The organism is Cryobacterium sp. SO1 (genome assembly GCF_004210215.2).
GTDB lineage: Bacteria > Actinomycetota > Actinomycetes > Actinomycetales > Microbacteriaceae > Cryobacterium.
This window is the reverse complement of record NZ_CP067394.1, coordinates 1,769,354-1,790,864: the sequence shown is the minus strand read 5'-3', so window position 1 is coordinate 1,790,864 and position 21,511 is coordinate 1,769,354. Positions and strand designations below refer to the sequence as shown.

The 21,511-nt window shown below is 67.0% G+C and carries 17 protein-coding genes; all 17 read right to left on the bottom strand.

Translation table 11 applies throughout. The annotated features are described in order from the left end of the window. Window positions 1-7: 7 nt before the first annotated feature. Window positions 8-3,475: a DNA polymerase III subunit alpha gene (dnaE, locus tag BJQ95_RS08420; RefSeq protein ID WP_130176619.1), complete on the bottom strand. Its 3,468-nt coding sequence runs from the start codon at window positions 3,473-3,475 to the stop codon at window positions 8-10. 189 nt (window positions 3,476-3,664) lie between these two features. Further along, window positions 3,665-4,585 carry an RluA family pseudouridine synthase gene (locus BJQ95_RS08415; protein WP_130176603.1) on the bottom strand — a complete coding sequence of 307 codons (921 nt, stop codon included), beginning with the start codon at window positions 4,583-4,585 and terminating at the stop codon, window positions 3,665-3,667. 8 nt (window positions 4,586-4,593) lie between these two features. After that, complete coding sequence (gene lspA / locus BJQ95_RS08410; protein WP_240694625.1) at window positions 4,594-5,187, bottom strand: signal peptidase II; 594 nt, start codon at window positions 5,185-5,187, stop codon at window positions 4,594-4,596. After that, window positions 5,177-5,860, bottom strand: coding sequence for a DivIVA domain-containing protein (locus tag BJQ95_RS08405; RefSeq protein ID WP_130176604.1), 684 nt, complete (start codon window positions 5,858-5,860; stop codon window positions 5,177-5,179). Before BJQ95_RS08405 ends, lspA begins: the two co-directional genes overlap by 11 nt. 148 nt (window positions 5,861-6,008) lie before the next feature. Continuing rightward, window positions 6,009-6,305, bottom strand: a complete 297-nt coding sequence (locus BJQ95_RS08400) for a YggT family protein (protein WP_130176605.1) — start codon at window positions 6,303-6,305, stop codon at window positions 6,009-6,011. Window positions 6,306-6,311: 6 nt separating this feature from the next. Beyond that, window positions 6,312-6,818, bottom strand: coding sequence for a cell division protein SepF (locus BJQ95_RS08395; RefSeq protein WP_130176606.1), 507 nt, complete (start codon window positions 6,816-6,818; stop codon window positions 6,312-6,314). A 19-nt stretch (window positions 6,819-6,837) separates the two neighbouring features. Continuing rightward, the gene (locus BJQ95_RS08390) at window positions 6,838-7,599 is read right to left on the bottom strand and encodes a YggS family pyridoxal phosphate-dependent enzyme (RefSeq protein ID WP_130176607.1); all 762 of its coding nucleotides are present in this window, start codon (window positions 7,597-7,599) and stop codon (window positions 6,838-6,840) included. Beyond that, on the bottom strand, window positions 7,599-8,786 hold the full coding sequence (gene ftsZ, locus BJQ95_RS08385) for a cell division protein FtsZ (protein WP_130176608.1): 1,188 nt from the start codon (window positions 8,784-8,786) through the stop codon (window positions 7,599-7,601). Before ftsZ ends, BJQ95_RS08390 begins: the two co-directional genes overlap by 1 nt. Window positions 8,787-8,926: 140 nt before the next feature. After that, complete coding sequence (locus BJQ95_RS08380; RefSeq protein WP_165384864.1) at window positions 8,927-9,955, bottom strand: FtsQ-type POTRA domain-containing protein; 1,029 nt, start codon at window positions 9,953-9,955, stop codon at window positions 8,927-8,929. A gap of 190 nt (window positions 9,956-10,145) precedes the next feature. Continuing rightward, window positions 10,146-11,558: a UDP-N-acetylmuramate--L-alanine ligase gene (murC, locus tag BJQ95_RS08375; protein WP_130176610.1), complete on the bottom strand. Its 1,413-nt coding sequence runs from the start codon at window positions 11,556-11,558 to the stop codon at window positions 10,146-10,148. An 88-nt stretch (window positions 11,559-11,646) separates the two neighbouring features. After that, the gene (locus BJQ95_RS08370) at window positions 11,647-12,774 is read right to left on the bottom strand and encodes a glycosyltransferase (RefSeq protein WP_130176611.1); all 1,128 of its coding nucleotides are present in this window, start codon (window positions 12,772-12,774) and stop codon (window positions 11,647-11,649) included. Next, entirely contained in the window at window positions 12,771-14,078 is a 1,308-nt protein-coding gene (ftsW, locus tag BJQ95_RS08365; protein ID WP_205750044.1) for a putative lipid II flippase FtsW, read from the bottom strand. The genes BJQ95_RS08370 and ftsW overlap by 4 nt, the downstream gene beginning before the upstream one ends. Further along, a complete protein-coding gene (murD, locus tag BJQ95_RS08360; RefSeq protein WP_130176613.1) occupies window positions 14,047-15,603 on the bottom strand; it encodes a UDP-N-acetylmuramoyl-L-alanine--D-glutamate ligase in 1,557 nt (518 codons plus the stop codon). The genes ftsW and murD overlap by 32 nt, the downstream gene beginning before the upstream one ends. Beyond that, the gene (gene mraY / locus BJQ95_RS08355; protein ID WP_130176614.1) at window positions 15,603-16,706 is read right to left on the bottom strand and encodes a phospho-N-acetylmuramoyl-pentapeptide-transferase; all 1,104 of its coding nucleotides are present in this window, start codon (window positions 16,704-16,706) and stop codon (window positions 15,603-15,605) included. Before mraY ends, murD begins: the two co-directional genes overlap by 1 nt. Beyond that, window positions 16,703-18,142 (bottom strand): UDP-N-acetylmuramoyl-tripeptide--D-alanyl-D-alanine ligase, encoded by a 1,440-nt coding sequence (gene murF / locus BJQ95_RS08350; protein WP_130176615.1) that lies wholly within the window; start codon window positions 18,140-18,142, stop codon window positions 16,703-16,705. Before murF ends, mraY begins: the two co-directional genes overlap by 4 nt. Continuing rightward, window positions 18,142-19,716 (bottom strand): Mur ligase family protein, encoded by a 1,575-nt coding sequence (locus BJQ95_RS08345; protein WP_130176616.1) that lies wholly within the window; start codon window positions 19,714-19,716, stop codon window positions 18,142-18,144. The genes murF and BJQ95_RS08345 overlap by 1 nt, the downstream gene beginning before the upstream one ends. 13 nt (window positions 19,717-19,729) lie before the next feature. After that, window positions 19,730-21,508: a penicillin-binding protein 2 gene (locus tag BJQ95_RS08340; protein WP_240694626.1), complete on the bottom strand. Its 1,779-nt coding sequence runs from the start codon at window positions 21,506-21,508 to the stop codon at window positions 19,730-19,732. Between the last annotated feature and the right edge of the window lie 3 nt (window positions 21,509-21,511).

The window sequence follows — 21,511 nt, the reverse complement described above, 5'->3', positions numbered from 1 at the left end:
AGGCAGCCTAGGTGAGGCAGTAGGGCCCCAGGAGGCTTTTCAGTTCGCCGAAGAGGTCGGCGGTCACCGTTACCCGGCTTGGCAGCTCGAAGACGCGAGCGGTGTCGCCCTTGATCAACTTGAGGCGCACCTCCGAGGTTCCGCCGTGCCGTTTGAGCACCTCGCCCAGTTGGGTGACCGTCTCCGTGGTGGCGCGGGCCTCGAAAAGCGTGATCGAGAGGGTTCCGTGGTCGGATGCCTGCCCGAGTTCGGGCGCGAAGATGCTGTACGCGTGCAGGTTCATGCCGTCGTCGCGGAGGCTCACCCGACCGCGAACCACCACGACGGAGTCGCTGACGAGGTCCAGGGAGAACTCCTGGTACGCCTTGCCCATGAACATGACATCGATTTCGCCGCCGAAGTCCTCGACCGAGATGATGCCGTACTGGTTGCCGGACTTCTTGGCGATCCGGTGCTGCACATTGGTGATGAGCCCGGCCACGGTGACGGTGTCGGCATCCTGGGTGTGCTCTGAGCTGATCAGGTCGGTGATGGTGGTGCTGGCGTGCTTGGCCAGCGGGATCTCCAGGCCGGCCAGAGGATGGTCGGAGACGTAGAGTCCGAGCATGTCGCGCTCGAGCGCCAGCTTCTCCTTCTTGCTCCACTCCGGCCGCTCGGGTACTTGCTCGGTCTCCTGAGGATCGTCGAACAGGCTGTCGAAGTCGAAGCCGACCATGCCGTGCGACTCGTCGCGCTTGATCTTGACGGCGGAGTCGACAGCGCCTTCATGGATTTCGAACATGGCCCGGCGGGTGGCACCCAGAGAGTCGAAGGCGCCGGATTTGATCAGCGATTCCACCGTGCGCTTGTTGGTGACCTGCAGCGGAACCTTGCGCAGGAAGTCGTGGAAGGACTCGAAGTCACCCTTCTCGGTGCGAGCGGCCCGGATCGACTCGACCACGTTGAAGCCGACGTTGCGCACGGCGCCCAGGCCGAACCGGATGTCGGTGCCGACGGCGGCGAAGAAGCCGATCGACTCGTTGACGTCCGGCGGAAGTACCTGGATGCCCATGCGACGGCACTCGTTGAGGTAGAGCGCGAGCTTGTCCCTGGCGTCACCGACGCTGGTCAGCAGCGCCGCCATGTACTCGGCCGGGTAGTGCGCCTTGAGATACGCGGTCCAGTAGCTCAGCACGCCGTACGCGGCCGAGTGCGCCTTGTTGAAGGCGTAATCCGAGAACGGTAGAAGGATGTTCCACACGGTGGTAACGGCTTCCATCGAGTAGCCGTTGGCCATCATTCCGCCGGAGAAGCCCTCGAACTGCTTGTCCAGTTCGGACTTCTTCTTCTTGCCCATCGCGCGGCGCAGGAGGTCGGCCTGGCCGAGGCTGAAGCCGGCCAGCTTCTGCGCGATCGACATCACCTGCTCCTGGTAGACGATGAGTCCGTAGGTGCCGCCGATGATGTCCTCGAGCGGCTCTTCGAGCTCCTTGTGGATCGGGATGATCTCCTGCTGGCCGGTCTTGCGCAGGGCGTAGTTGGTGTGCGAGTTCGCCCCCATGGGGCCGGGTCGGTACAGCGCGATGACGGCCGAGATGTCTTCGAAGTTGTCGGGCTTCATGCTGCGCAGCAGCGCGCGCATCGGGCCGCCGTCGAGTTGGAACACGCCGAGGGTGTCACCGCGGGCGAGCAGTTCGTAGGCGAGTGGGTCGTCCAGGCCGAGGTCTTCGAGCACCGGGCGATGCCCACGGTTGGCATCGATGTTGTCGAGGGTGTCGTCGATGATGGTGAGGTTGCGCAGCCCCAGGAAGTCCATCTTGATCAGGCCCAGGCTCTCGCAGGCCGGGTAGTCGAATTGCGTGACGATCTGGCCGTCGGCCTCACGGCGCATGATCGGGATGATGTCGATCAGCGGGTCGGACGACATGATGACACCGGCCGCGTGCACACCCCACTGGCGCTTGAGGTTCTCGATGCCCAGCGCGGTGTCGAAGACCGTGCGAGCCTCGGCATCCGTTTCGATGACGGCCCGGAAGTCACCGGCCTCACGGTACCGCGGGTGGTCCTTGTCGAACATTCCGGTCAGCGGCATGTCCTTGCCCATGATGGGCTGCGGCATGGCCTTGGTGAGCTTGTCGCCCATGCCGAACGGGAAGCCGAGCACCCGGCTGGAGTCCTTCAGGGCTTGCTTGGCCTTGATGGTGCCGTAGGTGACGATCTGCGCAACGCGCTCCGAGCCGTATTTCTCGGTGACGTAGTGAATGACCTCGCCGCGGCGACGATCGTCGAAGTCGACGTCGAAGTCGGGCATGGAGACCCGGTCGGGGTTCAGGAACCGCTCGAAGATCAGCCCGTGCACCAGCGGGTCGAGGTCGGTGATGCCCATCGCGTATGCGACCATCGAACCGGCGCCAGAACCACGGCCGGGGCCGACCCGGATGCCGTTGTCCTTGGACCAGCTGATGAAGTCGGCGACGACCAGGAAGTAGCCGGGGAAGCCCATTTGGGTGATGACGCCGACCTCGTAGTCGGCTTGTTTCCGCACGGCCGCTGTGACGCCGTTCGGGTACCGGCGGATCAGGCCGAGCTCGGTCTCCTTGATGAACCAGCTTTCCTCGTTCTCCCCCTCCGGGGTGGGGAAGCGGGGCATGTAGTTGGCCTGGGTGTTGAACTTGACGTCGCAGCGCTCGGCGATGAGCAGCGTGTTGTCGCAGGCCTCGGGGTTGTCCCTGAACAGGTGGCGCATTTCGGCGGCGGTCTTGAGGTAGAACTCGTTCGAGTCGAACTTGAACCGGTTCGGGTCGTCGAGGGTGGAGGCCGACTGCACGCAGAGCAGGGCGGCGTGCGCCGTGGCATCGTGCGCGTGGGTGTAGTGCAGGTCGTTGGTGGCCACCAGGGGCAGGTCGAGTTCTTTGGCCAGCTTGAGCAGGTCGGTCATGGTGCGGCGCTCGATGTCGATGCCGTGGTCCATGATCTCGCAGTAGAAGTTGTCTTTGCCGAAGATGTCGCGCAGCTCCCCCGCGGCCTGCCTGGCCTCGTCGTACTGGCCGAGCCGCAGCCGGGTCTGCACCTCGCCGCCGACGCATCCGGTCGTGCCGATCAGGCCCTTGGAGTAGGTGCTGAGCAGTTCACGGTCCATGCGGGGCTTGAAGTAGTAGCCCTCGAGGGAGGCGAGGGAGGACAGCCTGAACAGGTTGTGCATGCCCTCGGTGTTCTCCGAGAGCAGGGTCATGTGGGTGTACGCGCCGCTGCCACCGACGTCGTCGCGGTTCTGGGCGTTGGTACCCCACTTGACCCGGGTCTTGTCCCGACGGTCGGTGCCCGGCGTGATGTACGCCTCGGTGCCGATGATCGGCTTGATGCCGGCGTCGGTGGCCGTCTTCCAGAAGTCGAATGCCCCGAACACGTTGCCGTGGTCGGTGACGGCGATGGCCGGCATCTTCTGTTCGGCGGCGGCGGCGATCAAGGGTTTCACCCGTGCGGCACCGTCGAGCATGGAGTACTCGCTGTGCACGTGAAGGTGGACGAACGAATCATTCTGCGACGACACTACTGCTCCAGCTGCTCTGGGGTTTGTCTGATGAAGAAGGAGGGGTGCTGGTATTCCAGCCTAAGCGCCAGGAGGCGACCCTGCTCTGATCAACGCGGCCCAATCGATCAACGCGGCCTCATCGATCAACGCGGCCTAATCGCCACGCAGGATGCGCAGGGCGTTGGCCAGGTCGTCCGGGTACTCGGCGTTGAAGGTGACCCACTCGCGGCTGGATGGGTGCTCGAACGAGAGCTGCTTGGCGACCAGCCATTGGCGGGTCAGTCCCAGCCGGGCGGTGATCTTTGCATCGGCGCCGTACATGGCGTCACCCACGCACGGATGCCGCTGGGCGGCCATGTGAACCCGGATCTGGTGGGTTCGGCCGGTTTCGAGGTGAACCTCGAGGAGTGACGCCGACGGGAATGCTTCGAGCGTCTCGTAATGCGTGACGGAGTCCTTGCCTCCTGCGATCACGGCGAACTTCCAGTCAGAGCGCGGGTGGCGTCCGATCGGTGCGTCGATGGTGCCACTGGACGGGTCTGGGTGGCCCTGCACGACGGCGTGGTAGATCTTGTCGACCTCCCGGTCGTGGAATGCCCGCTTGAGGTACGTGTAGGCGTTCTCGGACTTCGCGACGACCATCAGGCCGCTGGTGCCCACGTCGAGGCGGTGCACGATGCCCGCGCGCTCAGAGGCCCCGGAAGTGGCGATTCGGTAGCCGGCGGCGGCGAGGGCGCCGAGTACCGTCGGACCGGTCCAGCCGACGCTGGGGTGGGCGGCGACGCCGGAGGGCTTGTTCACCACGACGATGTCGTCATCATCATGCACGATGGTGAGGTCGGGTACCGCGATGGGCACGATCACGAGGTCCTGCTTCGGCGCCCAGCTCACGTCGAGCCAGGCCCCAGCGCGCAGCTTGTCCGATTTGCCGACGACAACGCCGTCCTGGGTGACGCCGTCGGACTCGGCGATCTCGGCTGCGAAGCTGCGCGAAAAGCCGAACAGCTTGGCGATGCCCGCGTCGACGCGGACACCGTCCAGGCCGTCGGGCAGGGGAAGGGCTCGGTTTTCCATGTTGCCGTTCAGTTGGGGGTGACGAGAGGAGCGGGGCCGTCAGCGACGTCGATCCCAGCGGCGGGCTCGGGGGCATCCCGTGCAGGTGCCGTGGTGCGACGGCCATCGAGGCCGATACCGCGCAGCGTGAGGAACATGAACAGAAGCATGCTCACTACGATGCAGGAGTCTGCAATGTTGTAGATGGCCGGCATCATCCAGGGGGTGTAGATGAAGTCGACGACGTGTCCGAGGCCGAAGCTTGGCTCGCGGAACAGTCGGTCGGTCAGGTTGCCGAGCACGCCGCCGAGCAGGAGACCGAAAACGATCGCCCAGGGGCTTGAGCGGATGCGCGGGGCGAACCACACGACGAACACGACGACACCGGCCGCTATGAGTGAGAACACCCAGGTGAGGCCGGTGGCGAAGGAGAATGCCGCGCCGGGGTTCCGGATGAAGTGCAGTTGAAGCACGTCACCCAGAACCCGGGCGGTCTCGCCCTCGGTCATCGTAGAGACGACGAGGGCCTTGCTGATCTGATCGAGCGCATACCCGGCCACGGCCACAAGGGCCAGGACGAGCAGGGCGCGGTAACTGACCTTCGTCGGGTTGTTACGCGCCAAAGCCCTGGAAGCTCGCCTTCGGCGAGTTGCCCGAGTCCTTGCCCGCACCGGCGCCGACGGGCGACGCGGAGTCGAGGTCGCGAAGCTGACCCTCGATGTAGCTCTTCAGCTTCTGGCGGTACTCGCGCTCGAACGTGCGCAGTTCCTCGATCTTGTTCTCGAGGACCGAACGCTCCTTGTCGAGAATGTTGATCTGAGCGCGCTGCTTGGCTTCGGACTCCGCGATCACGCGGGCTGCCGTGGCGTGGCCCTCGGCGATCAGGGCGTCGCGCTTCTCGGCGCCTTCCTTGACGTGCTCCTCGTGCAGGCGGCGAGCCAGCTGCAGCAGGTTGGTCGTGCCGGCGGTCTCGTCGAGCGGCTCGGCGGCCGGGGCTGCGGCGACGGGCGCTGCGGCAACGGGCTCGGGCACAACGGCGACGGGCTCAGCGACGGGCTCGGGAGTGTTGACGGGCTCCGCGACCTTGGCAGGAGCCGCACTGGCCCCAGCAGCACCGGCAGCCGCGCCCTCGCCACCGGAGAGACGAGCCTTGAGCTCCTCGTTCTCCTGGGTCAGGCGTCGCAGCTCGACAACGACCTCGTCGAGGAAGTCGTCAACCTCGTCCTGGTCATATCCCTCGCGGAACTTGGTCGACTGGAACCTCTTGTTGACTACATCTTCCGGAGTTAGCGCCATGGCTTTCCACCTCAAAACTTAATTGCGAACAGTTGTATAAACGATTGAGCGAACACGTGCGTGCGACCAACTGGCCCGCGGTGTTGTACCGGGCCGGTTGGCCGTCATCGATCAAGAATACATGCCGAGGCCCTGATGAGGCTGCGGGTCAGAACCGAATCGCCGTAATCCACATGCCGATGATGCAGCAGAGCATCGTCAGGCTCCAGCCGAAGTCGAACGCGATCGGGCCGACGCGGAGCGGCGGGAAGATGCGACGAAAGAAGTTGATCGGTGGGTCGGTGAGCGTGTAGACGACTTCGATGAGCACGAGGACGAACCCGTGCGGTCGCCATGACCTGTTGATCCCCCGCACGAGGTCGACGATGAATCGACCCCACATCACGAAGAAGTAGAGAAGCAGGCAGTAGTAGGCGATCCCGAGGACCAGGTTGACTACGGACACGTCGGGTTAGGACTGGGCGAAGAAGGAGGAATCGGTGTCCCCCTCCTCAGCGGCGTTGTCGCCGGAGATCACGACGTGCGACGGCGACAGCAGGAACACCTTGGCCGTGACGCGCTCGATCTTGCCGTAGAGGCCCTGGGACAGGCCGCTGGCGAAGTCGATGAGACGGCGAGCGTCTGCATCACTCATCTGGGACAGGTTGATGATGACCGGGATGCCCTCACGGAAGGACTCGGCGATCACCTGGGCGTCGCGGTACTGACGCGGGTGGACGGTGAGGATCTCGTTCATTTCAGACACGACAACATTCTTGGGGGTGGAGGTCTTGTGCAACGGCGTGACCGGTGCGCGGCCAGACGTGTGCGATCCGTTCGCCGGGGTGGCGTGGGACGACGCGGCATGGGCTGACTGGGTGGGGAGAGTGGAGACGGGAGCCGCTGCGGGCGCCTCATATTCCAGCTCTTCGTCTGCCAGACCCAGGTAGACCATGGTTTTCTTGAGCGGGTTGGACATCTCGACCTCCGTGTTGGTATTACGACGTTTTCAGATTAACCGCTGCCGGGCGATTCCCGGTGATTGCGGTGCCAATTCGCAGGTGTGTCGCGCCTTCGGCGATGGCGGCCGCGTAGTCCTGGGACATGCCCATCGACAGATAATGGGCGTCGGGGGCAATGGCGCGCATTTGGGACCCCAGCTCGCTGACCAGGGCGAATGAGCGCTTCGGATCCGCGCCGAGCGGTGCGACAGCCATCAGCCCGAGCAGCCGGAGACCCGGGGCCGCGAGGACGCGTTCCACCAGCGGCGCGAGGTCGGGAATCGACACCCCACCCCTGGCCGGGTCCTCGGTGAGGTTTACCTGCACGAAACAGTCCAGCGCTGAAATTTCCGGCACCGAACCATCCGGCACTGAATTATCCGGCACCGACCCATCCGGCACCGAGCCATCCAGCGCCGAACTGGCCAGGCCGGTCACAAGCGAGGCCCGGTCCACGGAGTGGATGACCGAGGCGTACGAACGAATCTGCCGGGCCTTCTTGCCCTGCACCTGGCCGACGAAATGCCATCGGATGCCGGATCCGGCCAGATCTGTGGCCTTGGCCTGCGCCTCCTGGTGCCGGCTCTCACCGAAGTCGCGCACGCCGAGCTCGAGGAGCTCACGCACCAGCTCGATCGGCTGGAATTTTGTCACCACCACTGTGGTGATGTCGTCCACCGACCGGCCGGCGAGCCGTGCGGCGTCGGCGATGCCGCCGCGCACGTCCGCCAGCCGTTGCGAGAGATCCGGATCGGTCATTACTTCAGGAAATCGGGGATGTCCAGGTCGTCCGAATCGTCCTCGAAGGCCGGGTCGGCTACCGGAGTGCTTGCCGCGGGGTCGCTCGACCAGACCGAACCGGTGGGCTCGGCGATCGGGGAACTGTCGGATGCGGCTGCGGCGCCTGCGATGGCGCCCGTGGCTCCACCGGAGACCCCGGCGGCCACACCGGCGGCGACGAGGTCGGAGCGACGAACCTCGGCCACCTTGGCGCCGGGCTCACCGCCGTCGAATCCTGCGGCGATGACGGTGACGCGCACCTCGTCACCCAGGGTGTCGTCGATGACGGCACCGAAGATGATGTTGGCTTCGGGGTGAACGGCTTCCTGCACCAGGCGGGCCGCGTCGTTGATCTCGAAGATGCCGAGGTTGGAGCCACCTTGGATCGAGAGCAGCACACCGTGGGCGCCGTCGATGGACGCTTCGAGCAGCGGGGACGCCACGGCGAGTTCGGCGGCCTTGATGGCACGGTCAGCTCCCCGGGAGGAACCGATGCCCATCAGGGCGGAACCGGCGCCCTGCATGACCGACTTGACGTCGGCGAAGTCGAGGTTGATCAGGCCGGGGGTGGTGATCAGGTCGGTGATGCCCTGCACACCGGCGAGGAGCACCTGGTCTGCGGTGGCGAACGCCTCGAGCATGCTGATACCACGATCACTGATCTCCAGCAGGCGGTCGTTCGGCACAACGATGAGGGTGTCGACCTCGTTCTTGAGCGAGGCGACCCCTGTCTCGGCCTGGGCCTGGCGACGCTTGCCCTCGAAGCCGAACGGCTTGGTGACAACACCGATGGTCAGGGCGCCGATGGACTTGGCGATCCTGGCCACGACGGGAGCCCCGCCGGTGCCGGTTCCACCACCCTCGCCTGCGGTGACGAAGACCATGTCGGCTCCGGCCAGCGCCTCTTCGATTTCCTCGGCGTGGTCCTCGGCGGCACGACGGCCGACCTCGGGGTCTGCTCCGGCGCCGAGACCTCGGGTGAGGTCGCGGCCGACGTCGAGCTTGACGTCTGCATCGCTCATCAGGAGTGCCTGGGCATCCGTATTGATGGCGATGAATTCGACCCCTCGGAGGCCGAGCTCGATCATGCGGTTGACGGCGTTCACGCCGCCGCCGCCAATTCCAACAACCTTGATGACTGCTAGGTAGTTCTGATTAGTTGACACGTCCGGCCTCCGGTGGAACCCTAAACCTCTAGTCGAGGCTTAAAGTTATGCTGAGTATGCAATTCCTAAACTCGAAGTTAGGTGCCACCGGGAGCGCCTTGGGGAGGCGCGCCCGCGTGTCGGAAATACCCAGTCGGATCTCAGCGAACGACGGCGCTGTCCGGCGAGGAGACATCGTATTCGGTCACGCTTCCGACGGGGTGGCTCACGAGCAACGCGGCCAGCACGACGGCCTTGTACTCGCTTCGTTCCGCGTTGCCCCAGACCACGCGGGCTCCCCCGCCCAGGGTGAGCGCGACGTCGTCCTTGGTGGCGGCGGTGACGGTGTCCAGCTGGCCGCGGATGCCTTCCGGCAACGCCCCAACGACGGCGATGGCGGCCTGGAAGCCTGCACCGCTGGCGCCGCCGGCGGAGTCGATCCGAGGATAGCCCTCCGGGCGGTCTGGCCCGCTCTGGATGACCACACCGGCGGCGTCGACAAGGTCGAAGCCGGCGGTGGAGGTTATCGCGCCAACGGGTTCGCGTTCGACGATGCGCACTACGAGGGTGTCCGGGGGCCTGCTCTCGGTGACATAACTCCGAATCAGGCTGAATTCGCTGAGCTGTTTCTTCACCTCGGTCAGGTCCAGCAAGGGCAACGGGGTGCCCAATTGTCCGTCGAGGGCCTGGGCCACGTCGGCCGCAGGGATCCGGTTGGTGCCGGTGATCTCGATCGTGCGCAACGCCATCAGCGGCGAGAAGACGCCGACGAGGACGAAGGCCACGAGGGCGACTACTGCACCGGCCGCGGCGATCCACAGGTTGCGGCGATGCCGGGACCTGGACGTGAAGCGTCGCACCTCGCTGCGTTCGTACTGCTTGCGGGCGCGCCGCGCGGCGCGCAGCCGACCGCGAGCCGCACGCGCGGTCAGCGGAGCGTCCGGCGCCTCCGCCGTCTCCTGGGCATCTGACTGCCGGGCCGTGGTTTTTCGGGCCCTCGGTTTCCGGGCCTTCGTGTTCGGGGCATTCGTCGGCGGGGCATTCGTCGGCGTGGCATTCGTCGGCGGGGCATTCGTGGGCGTGGTCTGCTGTGGGGTCTTCGTCGCCTTCCGGGCCTGTGGCCGGTCTCCTGCTGCGGGGGCGGAGGCAGAGGTGCCGGCGGCGGTCGGCAGCACTATCGGCTCGGTCACGGCCTCAGGCTCGGCACGGGAGGGCGCGGCCGTGCGGGCGGAAGCGTTTGCCGCTGCAAGCCGGTTTGAACCGCGCACGGGTTTCTGGCGCGGCGCCGGTGCGGGCGGCGGCGGCCCGGAGGGCTGTGCTGCCGCCGAAGGCGCCGGGGGCCCTGCGGGACGTTTCATGCCCGAACGCCGGGGAGGTCCGTCATCCGCGCGTCCTCGCCGAGGACTCTTCGGCGAGGGATTCGAGCAGCTGCGGCACGATGCGGTAAACGTCTCCACAGCCGAGCGTCACGACGAAGTCGCCGTCCCTGGCTATGGTGCCGAGGTAGTCAGCGGCATCCTGCCATTCGGGGATGTAGGCGACGTGGGTCGGGTCCTGGAAACGCTCGGAGACCAGCGCACCGGTCACCCCGGGTTCGGGGTCTTCGCGGGCTCCGTAGACCGCGAGCACGATGGTCTCGTCGGCGTACTTCTCCAGGGTGTCAGCGAATTCCTGAGCGAACAGCCGGGTGCGGCTGTAGAGGTGCGGCTGGTGCACGGCGATGATCCGGCCTGAGCCGACCACTGTGCGGGCGGCGGAGAGCGCTGCCGCCACTTCGGTGGGGTGGTGGGCGTAGTCGTCGTAGACGCTCACGCCGCGCACGGTGCCGTGCAATTCGAACCGGCGCTCGGTTCCGCCGAACGCCGCGATCGCCTCGAGGGAGGAGGCCGGGTCGAAGCCCAGGCCCACGAGCACGGCGAAGGCGCCGGCGGCATTGATCGCATTGTGCCGGCCGGGGATGCGCAGGGTGGCCGAGTAGTCGACCCCGTCCCAGTTCACGGTGAAGCTCACGGGGCCTGCGGTGCCGATGGAGTGCACCCGGGCTGTGGCACCTTCTGCTTCGCCGAAGGTGATGATGCGCTTGTCGGAGAGCCGTTCGGTGACGTGGACAGCTCCGGGGTCGTCGGAGGAGACCACCACGAATTCGTCGGCGTTCTGCGCGAATTCGACGAATGCCGCCTCGAAGGCCTCGAGCGAGCCGTAGTGGTCGAGGTGGTCCGGGTCGACGTTGGTGATCAGCGCGATACCGGTGTTGTAGAGCAGGAAGGAGCCGTCGGACTCGTCGGCCTCAACCACGAAGAGATCGTCGGCTCCGCTGCCGGCGCTGACGCCGAGGGATTCGATCACGCCGCCGTTGACGAAGCTGGGGTCCTGGCCGAGGCCGAGGAGCCCGGTGACGATCATGCCCGTGGAGGTGGTCTTGCCGTGCGCACCGGCCACTGAGACGAGCCGGTGCGAGCGGATCAGCCAGGCGAGGGCCTGGGACCTGTGCAGCACCGGCAGACCGCGTTCGGTGGCGAGCACGTATTCGGGGTTGTCCTGCCAGAGGGCGCCGGTGACGACCAGACTGTCGGCGTCGCCCACGTTGGCCGCGTCGTGGCCGATAGTGATGGTCGCCCCCAGCGCGCGTAGGGCCTGCACGTTGTCGGAGTCGCGCGAGTCGGAGCCGGTCACGGTGTGGCCGGCGGCGAGGAACAGACGGGCGATACCGCTCATCCCCGAGCCGCCGATACCCACGAAGTGCACAGTGCCGAGGTCTTCGGGAACTATCAGGGTCAGGTCTGGCTTGATCACGTGTGCGTCTTTCTGGCTGGCGGTGCGCGGGTGAAGCTGTTAGGGCGGTGCTGCGGGTGCTGCGAGCGGTTCGGGTCTGGCGTCAACGTTACGCGGAGTGCGGTGCCGTTGCACCCGGCGCAGCACCCGGCTCAGCACCGGGCGCCGCACCGGACGCCTCATCGACGAGCTCGAGTGTGCGCGCGGTGCCGTCAAGCACCCCGGCGGAGAGGGCGGCGGCGCTCATGTCGTGAATGCGCCGGGGTTCGGCCAGCACCGGCAGCAGCTCGGCTCGGATCCAGCCGGGCAGGAAGTCGGCGTCGTCGACGAGGATGCCGCCGCCGCCGGCCACGACGTCGGCGGCGTTGAACCGCTGTTCGCCGTTGCCGACCGGGTATGGCACGAACGCCGCGGGGATCCCGAGGGCGCTGAGTTCGCTGACCGTTGCTGCTCCGGCGCGGGAGACGGCGAAGTCGGCGACGGAGAGCGCCAGGTCCATTCGGTCGCAATAGGCGATCATCCGGTAACCGGGCAGACGGGGGTCATCGACCTCCGCGGCGTTGCCGGTGATGTGCAGGACCTGCCAGCCGGACTCGGAGAGGACAGTGGCGGAATCCACAATGGTGCGGTTGATGCGACGGGCGCCAAGGGAGCCGCCGGTGACGAGCAGGACCGGTCGGTCGGAGTCGAGGCCGAAGAACTCCAGGCCGGCCGGCCTGGAGCCGGCCCGGTCGAGCGTTTCAATTTCCCGGCGCAGCGGCATGCCGACCACGCGGGCATGGCGGAGGCGCGTGCCGGGGAAGGCCACCCCGACCGACCGGGTCAGTGCGGCGCCGACCCGGTTGGCCAGCCCGGGCTTGGCGTTGGCTTCGTGGATCGCGATCGGCACGCCGGCCCGGCGCGCGGCCAGGTACGCCGGGGTGGCGACGTAGCCGCCGAAGCCGACGACGACGTCAACCCGGCGTTGGCGCAGAATGGCGGCGACGTCGTTGATGGCACGATTGAACTTCGGCAGGAAGCCGAGGGCGGCCCGGTTCGGCCGCCGGGGGAAGGGCAGCCGCGGGACTATCAGGAGTTCGTAGCCGCGCTCGGGAACCAGCCTGGACTCCAGTCCCTCCGCGGTGCCGAGCACGAGCACGGTCGCGGCGGGGTCGCGGAGTCTGAGCGCGTCGGCGACGGCGAGCAATGGATTGACATGGCCGGCGGTGCCGCCTCCGGCCAGCAGGTATGTCGTCATCTGGTGCTTCCTCGTTTCGGGGCGCCCGGCGCCGGAGCCAGGCGGGTGGGGACGGCCGGAGCCGGACGTGCGGGCGCAGCCGCGCGGCTCGTGGGCTCTTCGGCCAGGTTATGGTCGCTTCGGGCGAAGGACAGCACGACACCGATCGCCGCGAGGGTGGTCAGCAGAGCCGTGCCACCGGCGGAGATCAACGGGAGCGGCACGCCGAGCACCGGGAGCACGCCGAGCACCACACCGATGTTGACCAGGGCCTGGCCGATGATCCAGACCATGACGGCCGAGGTGGTCACCTTGATCTGCATGTTGGCGGTACCGCGCATGATGCGGATGAACGCGAAGGCGAGAAGGACGAACATCAGCAGCACAACGACGGCGCCGATCAGGCCGAGCTCTTCACCGATGATGGCGAAGATGTAGTCGTTGTCCGCGGCCGGCAACCATGACCACTTGGCCTTGGAGTTGCCCAGGCCCGCGCCGAACACTCCCCCGTTGGCCAAGGCCCACGTGCCGTGCAGGGGTTGCCAGCAGGCAGCCGAGATCGTGCCGTTCAGCTCGTCGCAGCCGTCGACGGCGAAGCTCAGGATGCGGGTCATCCGGTTTTCGCTGCTGATCGCGAGCAGGCCGCCGGCGACCACGCCGATGCCCAGCGGCAGGGCGAGCATCCGCAGCCGCACACCGGCGAAGAACAGCGCTCCGAACAGGATCCCGGCCATGATGATCACGGTTCCGAGGTCACCGCCGATCATCACCAGCATGACCGAGCCGCCGCCCACGCCGAACACCGGGATGTAGACGTGGCGCCAGTCGTCGAGCTTGTCCTGCTTTTGCGCCAGGATCACGCCGAGCCAGATCACCAGGGCGACCTTGATGGCCTCTGAGGGCTGGAACTGCACCCCGCCGATGGAGAGCCAGTTGGTGTTTCCAGCGACGGTGACGCCCAGCGGGGTGAAGATCACCAGACATTGGAAGAAGCAGGACACGGCCAGGGCCGGCCAGGCGACGCGCTTCCAGAAGGTCACGGGCAACCGGCTGATCACCAGCATCAGCGGGATACCCAGGACCGCGAAGATGCCCTGCCGGAACAAGCCGCCGTAGAAACCGGCGTCCTCCAGGTAGGAGTCCACCGACGAGGAGGACAACACCATGACCAGGCCGAAGAGCACCAGGAAGAGCGTCGTGCCCAAAAGGAGCAGGTAGTTCGTCGATTCGGCGCGGAAGACCTTGCCGAGGTTGATCCGGGTCAGGTTGCTGCCGCGCTGGTTGTCGCCGTGCTCAGGCACCCGGGTACGAGGACGGATCTTCATGCGACCCACCTCCCAAATAATCGTGTACGGCCTGGGCGAACATCGCCCCGCGTTCCGCATAACTCGCGAACTGGTCCATGGATGCCGCGGCCGGCGCCAGCAGGACCACGTCACCGGCCTCGGCCAGGGACGCGGCCATATCGACGGCGGACGGCATGACCTGTCCAGTGTCATCTGAGTCGATCTCGAATACGCGCAGGGCCGGGGCGTGTCGCCGGAATGCGGCAAGGACTTCCGCCCGCTCGACCCCGATCACCACGGCACCGCGCAGCCGACCGGCGTGCCGGGCGACGAGGTCGCCGATGTCGACTCCCTTGAGCAGACCACCCACCAACCAGACGACGGAGTCGAACGCCGCGAGCGACGCGTCAGCCGCATGCGGGTTGGTGGCCTTCGAATCGTCGATCCAGCTGATGCCGTCGTGGGTCGCGATGACCTCGATCCGGTGCGCGTCCAGCCTGAAGGTGGCCAGGGCCGCGCGGATCGCGTCCGGCGGCACGTCGAAGGACCTGGCCAATGCGGCGGCGGCCAGGATGTTGGCGACCACGTGCGGTGCGGCGAGGCCGACGGCGACGAGGTCGGCGACCGTGGTGAGTTCGATGGCACTGTCGAAGCGGTCCTCGAGGAACGCACGATCGCAGAGGATCCCGTCGACGATGCCCAGGTCGCTGGGCCCTGGCACGCCAAGGCCGAAGCCGATCGCCCGGGCACCGTCACTGACGTCGGCGTCCTCGACCATGCGCATGGTGGCGAGGTCGGCCTTGTTGTAGACGCAGGCCACAGTGGTGTTGGCGTAGACCTTCGCCTTCGCGTCGCGGTACGCGAGCGCTGAACCATGCCAGTCGATGTGGTCGTCGGCGATGTTGAGGCAGACGGTGGAGACCGGCACGAGGGCGCCGGGGCCGCTCAGCGGCAGGTGGTGCAGCTGGTAGCTGGAGAGTTCGACGACGAGAACATCCCAGCCCTGCGGGTCGCGGATCGCGTCGAGCACGGGAACACCGATGTTCCCGCACGGTGCGACGCGGTGCCCGCCGGCGGCGATCATCGTCGCGGCGAGCTGCACTGTCGTGGTCTTGCCGTTGGTGCCGGTCACCAGGATCCAGGGTGCCGCGGGTCCGACCTTGTCGCGTAACCGCCAGGCCAGCTCGATGTCGCCCCAGACCGGGATGGCGTGACTGGCGGCCCACTGGAGCAGCGGATGGTCGGGGTGGAAGCCAGGGGAGACGATGATCAGCTCGGGGTCGTGGGAGACCAGCGCGTCAGGCGCCGCGTCCAGATCGGCGGTGACCAGGGGCACACCGAGCACCTGGAGCAGGCGGGCCCTGTCGTCGGGGGCCCGGCCGGCCACGACGAGGACGTCGGCACCGAGTTCGGCCAGGGTGTCCGCCGCGGCGAAACCCGTCATGCCCAGACCGAGGACGGCCACGCTGAGGCCCCTCCAGTCCGAGTGCCAGCTGGTCAGGGTGTCTAACCGGCGGTGCCGGTCCGGGGCTTGGCGGGGTGGGTCGAAGGAATGGGCGCCCATCAGCGGGCCACCCGGGCCAGCCACTCGAGGTAGAACGTTCCGACGCCGGCAGCCACGAGCAGCCCGCCGATGATCCAGAATCGCACCACGACGGTGACCTCTGCCCAGCCCTTGAGTTCGAAATGGTGATGGATCGGGCTCATCAGGAAGATCCGCTTGCCCCGGGTGACCTTGAAGTACGCGCGCTGCACGATGACCGAACCTGCCTCGATCACGAAGAGGCCGCCGATGAGTACCAGCAGCAGTTCGGTGCGGCTGAGGATCGCCAGCGCGGCCAGCGCGCCGCCCAGGCCGAGCGAGCCGGTGTCGCCGAGGAAGATCTTGGCCGGCGATGTGTTCCACCAGAGGAAGCCGATGAGGCCGCCGACGATAGCCGCGGCCACGATGGCCAGGTCGAAGGCTTCGGGCCCTGCATAGCACTTGTACATGTCCGCGATATCGGATCCGCCGGGGTTGCAGGACTGGTTGGACTGCCAGAACCCGATGATGATGTACGAGCCGATCGCGAACACCAGGGAACCGGTGGCGAGGCCGTCGAGGCCGTCGGTGACGTTGACCCCGTTGGATGCGGCGGCCACGATCAAGCAGATCCAGATGATGAACGCGGCGATCCCGATGAACGTGCCGAGCTTCATGAAGTCCAGTGGCAGGTCCCTGATGAACGAGATGTGCGTGGACGCCGGAGTCTGGCCGTACTTGTCCGGGAACTGCAGCGCCATCCACCCGAAGGCGCCGGCGACGACGACCTGCCCGGCGATCTTCTGCCAGCCGCCGAGGCCGAGGCTGCGTTGGTTGCGGGTCTTGAGGAAGTCGTCGAGGAACCCGACCAAGCCCAGCCCAACCATCATGAACAGCACCAGCAGCGGTGACGCCGTGAGCGGTCGCTGTTGCACCCACATCGCCAGGAAGTAGCTGATCAGGACGCCCACGATGATGATGATGCCACCCATGGTGGCGGTGCCCCGCTTGGCGTGGTGGCTCTTGGGTCCGTCGTCGCGGATGAACTGGCCCCAGCCCAGCTTGTGGAACAGCCGGATGAACAGCGGGGTCAGCGTCAGGGTGAAGACGAGGGACATCGCTCCGGCCAGCAGGAGGGCAATCACGAGTACAACTTTCCCAGTCGGTCGCCGAGGAATCGGAGTCCAGCTGAATTTGATGATTTGACGAGCACGGTGTCGCCAGGCTTGATGGTGTCGCGAAGCAGGTCGAAGGCCTCGTCCGCGGTGTCAACGTACGCCGATTCCCCGTCCCAGGAGCCCTCGTTGATGGTGCTGATGTGCATGCGACGGGCGGCACGGCCGACCACGATGAGCTGGGAGATGTTCAGGCGCACCGCGAGGAGCCCGATCCTGTCGTGTTCCTCGCCGGACAGCTCCCCCAGCTCGCTCATCTCACCGAGCACCGCGATGCTGCGCCCGCCGGGCTTCCGAATCTGGGCCAGGGTCTTGAGCGCCGCGGTCATCGAATCGGGACTGGCGTTGTAGGCGTCGTTGATGACGGTGACGTCGTCCCGACCACCGAGGACCTCCATGCGCCAGCGTTCGGCGACGCTAACTGATTCGAGGGCGCTGACGATGTCGTCGATAGGGACCCCGAGGGCGTCGGCGGCGGCGGCCGCCGCCAAGGCGTTCATCACGTGGTGCTCGCCGAGGACCCTGAAGGACACGGGACGGCTGGCGCCGTCCGGCAGGTGCAGGGTGAAGCTGGTGCCGGTGCGGCTGCCGTGGATCGCGGAGGCCCGCACGGTTGCGCCGTCGCTCTCACCGAACCACAGCACGCGGGCGGCGGTGACGGCGGCCATACCGGCCACCCGGTCGTCGTCGATGTTCAGGATCGCGATGTCGGTGGAGCCGAGGTCGGTGACCATCTCGGATTTGGCGCGAACGGTGGCTTCGATACCGCCGAACCCGCCGGCGTGGGCCAATCCCACCTTGAGCACGATGCCGATGTCGGGTCGGGCCATCCGCACCAGGCGGCGGATCTCGCCCTCGGCGCTTGCGCCCATCTCGGCGACGAGGAATCGGGTGTCCTTCGTGACTTCGAGCATGGTCAGTGGGGCGCCGACCTCGTTGTTGAACGAGGCGCGCGCGGCGACGGTGGGGCCGACGCGTTCGAGGATGGCACGCAGGAGGTTCTTGGTGGTGGTCTTGCCGTTGGATCCGGTGATACCGACGACCTGGAGGCGGCCCGCGGCACGGACCCGGGTGATCACTGCCGTGGCGAGGTCGCCCAGGGCGACGACGGCGTCGGGCACCAGCACCTGGGCCACAGGCAGATCCAGTACCCGTTCGACGATGATCACGACGGCGCCGCCGGTGACGGCGGCCGGCGCGAAGAGGTGACCGTCGGTCTCCTCCCCCGGCTTGGCGACGAAGATGTCGCCGGCGGTCACCTCACGGGAGTCCGTATGCACGGCTCCGCCGACGAGCGACTCGATGGTCAGGGCGTCAGGGGCCGACGGGTCGACGAGGTGCCCCGTGTACAGGTGCAGTGTGCCGTTCGTGGCGGCGGCGATCTCTGCCAGGGTCAGGGCGATCATTACAGCCACCCGGCTTCCCGCAGGGCGAGTCGGGCGTCATCCCTGGCTGAATACGGGAGTTTCACTCCGGCTACCTCCTGGTAGTTCTCGTGGCCGGGCCCTGAGTAGAGCACGACATCGCCCTCCGCGGCCAACGATAGCGCGCGGCGGAAGGCTGTGGCGGGGTCGGGGACCTCGTAGAGTTCCCCCGCAGGCACGGCCTCGCGTGCCGCGGCGAGCAGGGTGGCCCTGATGGTGGCCGGGTCTTCGAACCGCGGATGGAAGTCCGTGATGACGACGGCATCCGCACCGCGGGCGGCTATGGCGCCCATGGCGGCGCGCTTGGTCTTATCCCGGTCGCCGTCGGCGCCGAAGACCATGATGATGCGCCCGGCGGTGGAGTCGCGGATCGCACCCAGGGTGTTGAGGAAGGCGTCCGGGCTGTGGCCGTAGTCGATGTAGACCAATGGGCCCCGGTCTCCGGAGATCAGTTCGGCGCGCCCAGGGATGTATGCGTCGATGCCGCCGTCGCGGGTGAGGGCATGTTCGATGGCGGCCAGGTCGAAGCCGCTCTCCACCAGCATCACGATGGCCAGGGCCGCGTTGGCGGCCATGTACCAGCCGAGCAGCGGCACCCGCGTCTGCAGCCGTCGGCCGTCGGGTCCGTCGAGGGTGAATTCGGTGAAGCGGGCACCGGCCTGCACGACGTTCATGCGCCAGTCCGCTTCGGCCGGCCGGCGGTCGGCGTCGGCCGAGCCGACCACGGGGTTGTTGGCGAGGGTGGTGACCGGGATCCGGCTCTCCGCAGCGATGCGGCGGCCCCACGCGGAGTCCACCGTGACCACTCCGCGGCGGGAACGGCCGGGCTGGAAGAGCTCCAGCTTGGACTGGAAGTACTCCTCCATGGACGCGTAGTCGTCGAGGTGGTCGTGGGAGAGGTTCGTGAAGCCCGCGACGTCGAAGACCAGGCCGTCGACCCGGTGGCGGGTGATCGCCTGGGCTGACACCTCGATACCCACGGCACGCACCTCGGCTTCGCGCATCCGGGCCAGGAGGGCGTGCAGTTCGCTGGCCTCCGGGGTGGTCAGGGAACTCGTCACGGCGACGTCGCCGATCCGGCGCTCGGCCGTTGAGGTGAGCCCCGCGACGACGCCGAGCTGGGTGAGGATGGCGAAAACCAGGTAGACGACACTGGTCTTGCCATTGGTGCCGGTGACGGCGAAGAGGTCCGCCGGGTTCTCGGCAGTGCGATGGATCCAACCGGCGACGTGGCCCAGCGCGGTACGGACGTCGACGGTGACCAGGATCGGCAGGCCGCAGCCCGCGGCCAGCAGCGCGCCGGCCTCGTCGGTCAGCACAGCGACGGCACCGGCTTCGCGGGCGGCCTGGGCATACGCGGCACCATGGCTCATCCGGCCGGGCACCCCGACGAACAGGTCGCCGGGTTGCACGGTGCGCGAGCTGAGGCTCACGCCGGTCAGTTCCCGGGTCGCGGTATCGCCGCGGGTGTCTAGCTCAAATTCATCGACCAGTCCGGACAACGATCGCGGGACCGGATGCTGAGGACGGAGAGCCGACGGTGCCGAATCGGTCACGAGGCTCACTTTCTTACCAGGTACCGGGGAGATCAGGCGCGGCGGCGCCCGAGGGAACTGCCCGGTACTTTTTCAGCACCTGACTCATGACCTCTTGAAAGACCGGAGCGGGTGCTGCTGACGAATTCATGTTAACAGGATCGGCCAGACTCACCGAAACGACGTACTGCGGATCGTCGGCCGGGGCGAAGCCGGACACCGACACCAGGTAGCCCGTGGAGTAGCCGCCGTTGCCGTCGGGCATCTGCGCCGTGCCGGTCTTGGCGGCCGCCCGGTATCCCGGGATCTTCCACGTGTCGGCCAGCCAGGCCTTCTGGTACACCATTTCGAGGATGTCCGCCGTGTCGCGCGCCGCTGAGGCCGAGACGACCTGGGTGCCCTCGGCTGCGGGAACCTCGGTGAGGGTGCCGTCTGCCGCGCGGCAGCCGGATACCAGCTGCACGGGCATCCGGACGCCGCCATTGGCGATGGTCTGGTAGATACTCGACACCTGCAGCGCCGTTGTGGTCAGACCCTGGCCGAACATGGTCGCGTATCCGGTCTGGTTGTCCCACTCGTCGGCCGGGTGCAGGATGCCGGGATCCTCGCCCGGGAAGCCGCTCTCGGTTTCGGTGCCGACACCGAACTTGGTCATGTAGTCGTAGCGCTGCTGGTCGTTCAGACGCTCGCCGAACTGCGACGTGCCCGTGTTGGACGACTCGATCAGCACCCCGGCGAGGGTGAGGCGCAGGTCGCCATGCGCCGAGCTGTCGTTGATGTTGGCGCCGTTCTCGGGCAGGTAGCGGTACGGGGCCACAACCTGCGACTCCGGCGTCGCCAGGCCCGCGTCGAGGACCGAGGCTGCGGTGAGGGCCTTGAATGTCGAACCAGGCTCATAAGAGGCTGTGAAGGCGCGTGAGCCGCGATCTTCGGGGTTGGTCGTGGCGTTGACGTCGTTCGGGTCGACACTGGGATAGTCGGCCACAGCGACGAGCTTGCCGGTCTTGACCTCTTGCACGACGACGTTGCCCCACGCCGCACCGGTCTTCTGGGCCTGTTCGGCGAGCACCTGCTGCACGAAGAATTGCAGGTCAGAGTCGATGGTGGTGATCACGTCGCTGCCGTTGACGGCGGACTCGGTGGCAACAGTGCTTTCCGGCAAACGCACGCCGTCGGCGCCGCGCTCGTAGGTTTCGATGCCGTTGTTGCTGGCGAGGCAGGAGTCTTCGCCGGCCTCAAGACCGGCCTGCGCCTCACCCTCCGACGAGACGAAGCCGACGATATTGCCTGCGACGGCACCGTTGGGGTAGACCCGGCCGGGGTTCTGGGTGAAGGTGAGCCAGGGGATCTCGAGCGCGTACAGCGCTCTGAACGCGTCAACGCCGACCTTCTTGGCGACGAGCGCGTAGTCGGACTTGGGGTTGTCGGCGAGGGAGTCGGTGATCAGGGCCTGGACCTGATCGGCGGACAGGCCGACGACAGCGCCGATTTCCGCGACGGACTGGGCCAGGGGAACTGACGTCTCGACCCCGTCGACGGTGCGGGTGAACGGTGAGGCGTTTTTGGGCGAGAGGGCCACGTCGTACCGCATCACGGTTCCGGCCAGAACGACGCCGTTGGCGTCGAGGATCTCGCCCCGCGAGCCGTACACGGTGCGCTCGACCGATCGGTTGCCGAGCGAGTCGGCACTGAGGGTCTCGGCCCGCACGAGCTGGATGTCGACAAGGCGCACCACGAACAGGCCGATGATGGCGAAGAGCACGACGACCGTGGCCGCGACCCTGCGTTTGCTGGACATGTTGGTTTTGGCCACGTG

Bases quoted from the DNA above. Each gene is read 5' to 3' on its own strand.
- dnaE (WP_130176619.1), bottom strand. From the start codon at position 3,475: ATGCTCGACGGTGCCGCACGGGTGAAACCCTTGATCGCCGCCGCCGCC.
- BJQ95_RS08415 (WP_130176603.1), bottom strand. From the start codon at position 4,585: ATGGAAAACCGAGCCCTTCCCCTGCCCGACGGCCTGGACGGTGTCCGC.
- BJQ95_RS08405 (WP_130176604.1), bottom strand. From the start codon at position 5,860: ATGGCGCTAACTCCGGAAGATGTAGTCAACAAGAGGTTCCAGTCGACC.
- BJQ95_RS08395 (WP_130176606.1), bottom strand. From the start codon at position 6,818: ATGTCCAACCCGCTCAAGAAAACCATGGTCTACCTGGGTCTGGCAGAC.
- BJQ95_RS08390 (WP_130176607.1), bottom strand. From the start codon at position 7,599: ATGACCGATCCGGATCTCTCGCAACGGCTGGCGGACGTGCGCGGCGGC.
- BJQ95_RS08370 (WP_130176611.1), bottom strand. From the start codon at position 12,774: ATGACGACATACCTGCTGGCCGGAGGCGGCACCGCCGGCCATGTCAAT.
- ftsW (WP_205750044.1), bottom strand. From the start codon at position 14,078: ATGAAGATCCGTCCTCGTACCCGGGTGCCTGAGCACGGCGACAACCAG.
- murD (WP_130176613.1), bottom strand. From the start codon at position 15,603: ATGGGCGCCCATTCCTTCGACCCACCCCGCCAAGCCCCGGACCGGCAC.
- murF (WP_130176615.1), bottom strand. From the start codon at position 18,142: ATGATCGCCCTGACCCTGGCAGAGATCGCCGCCGCCACGAACGGCACA.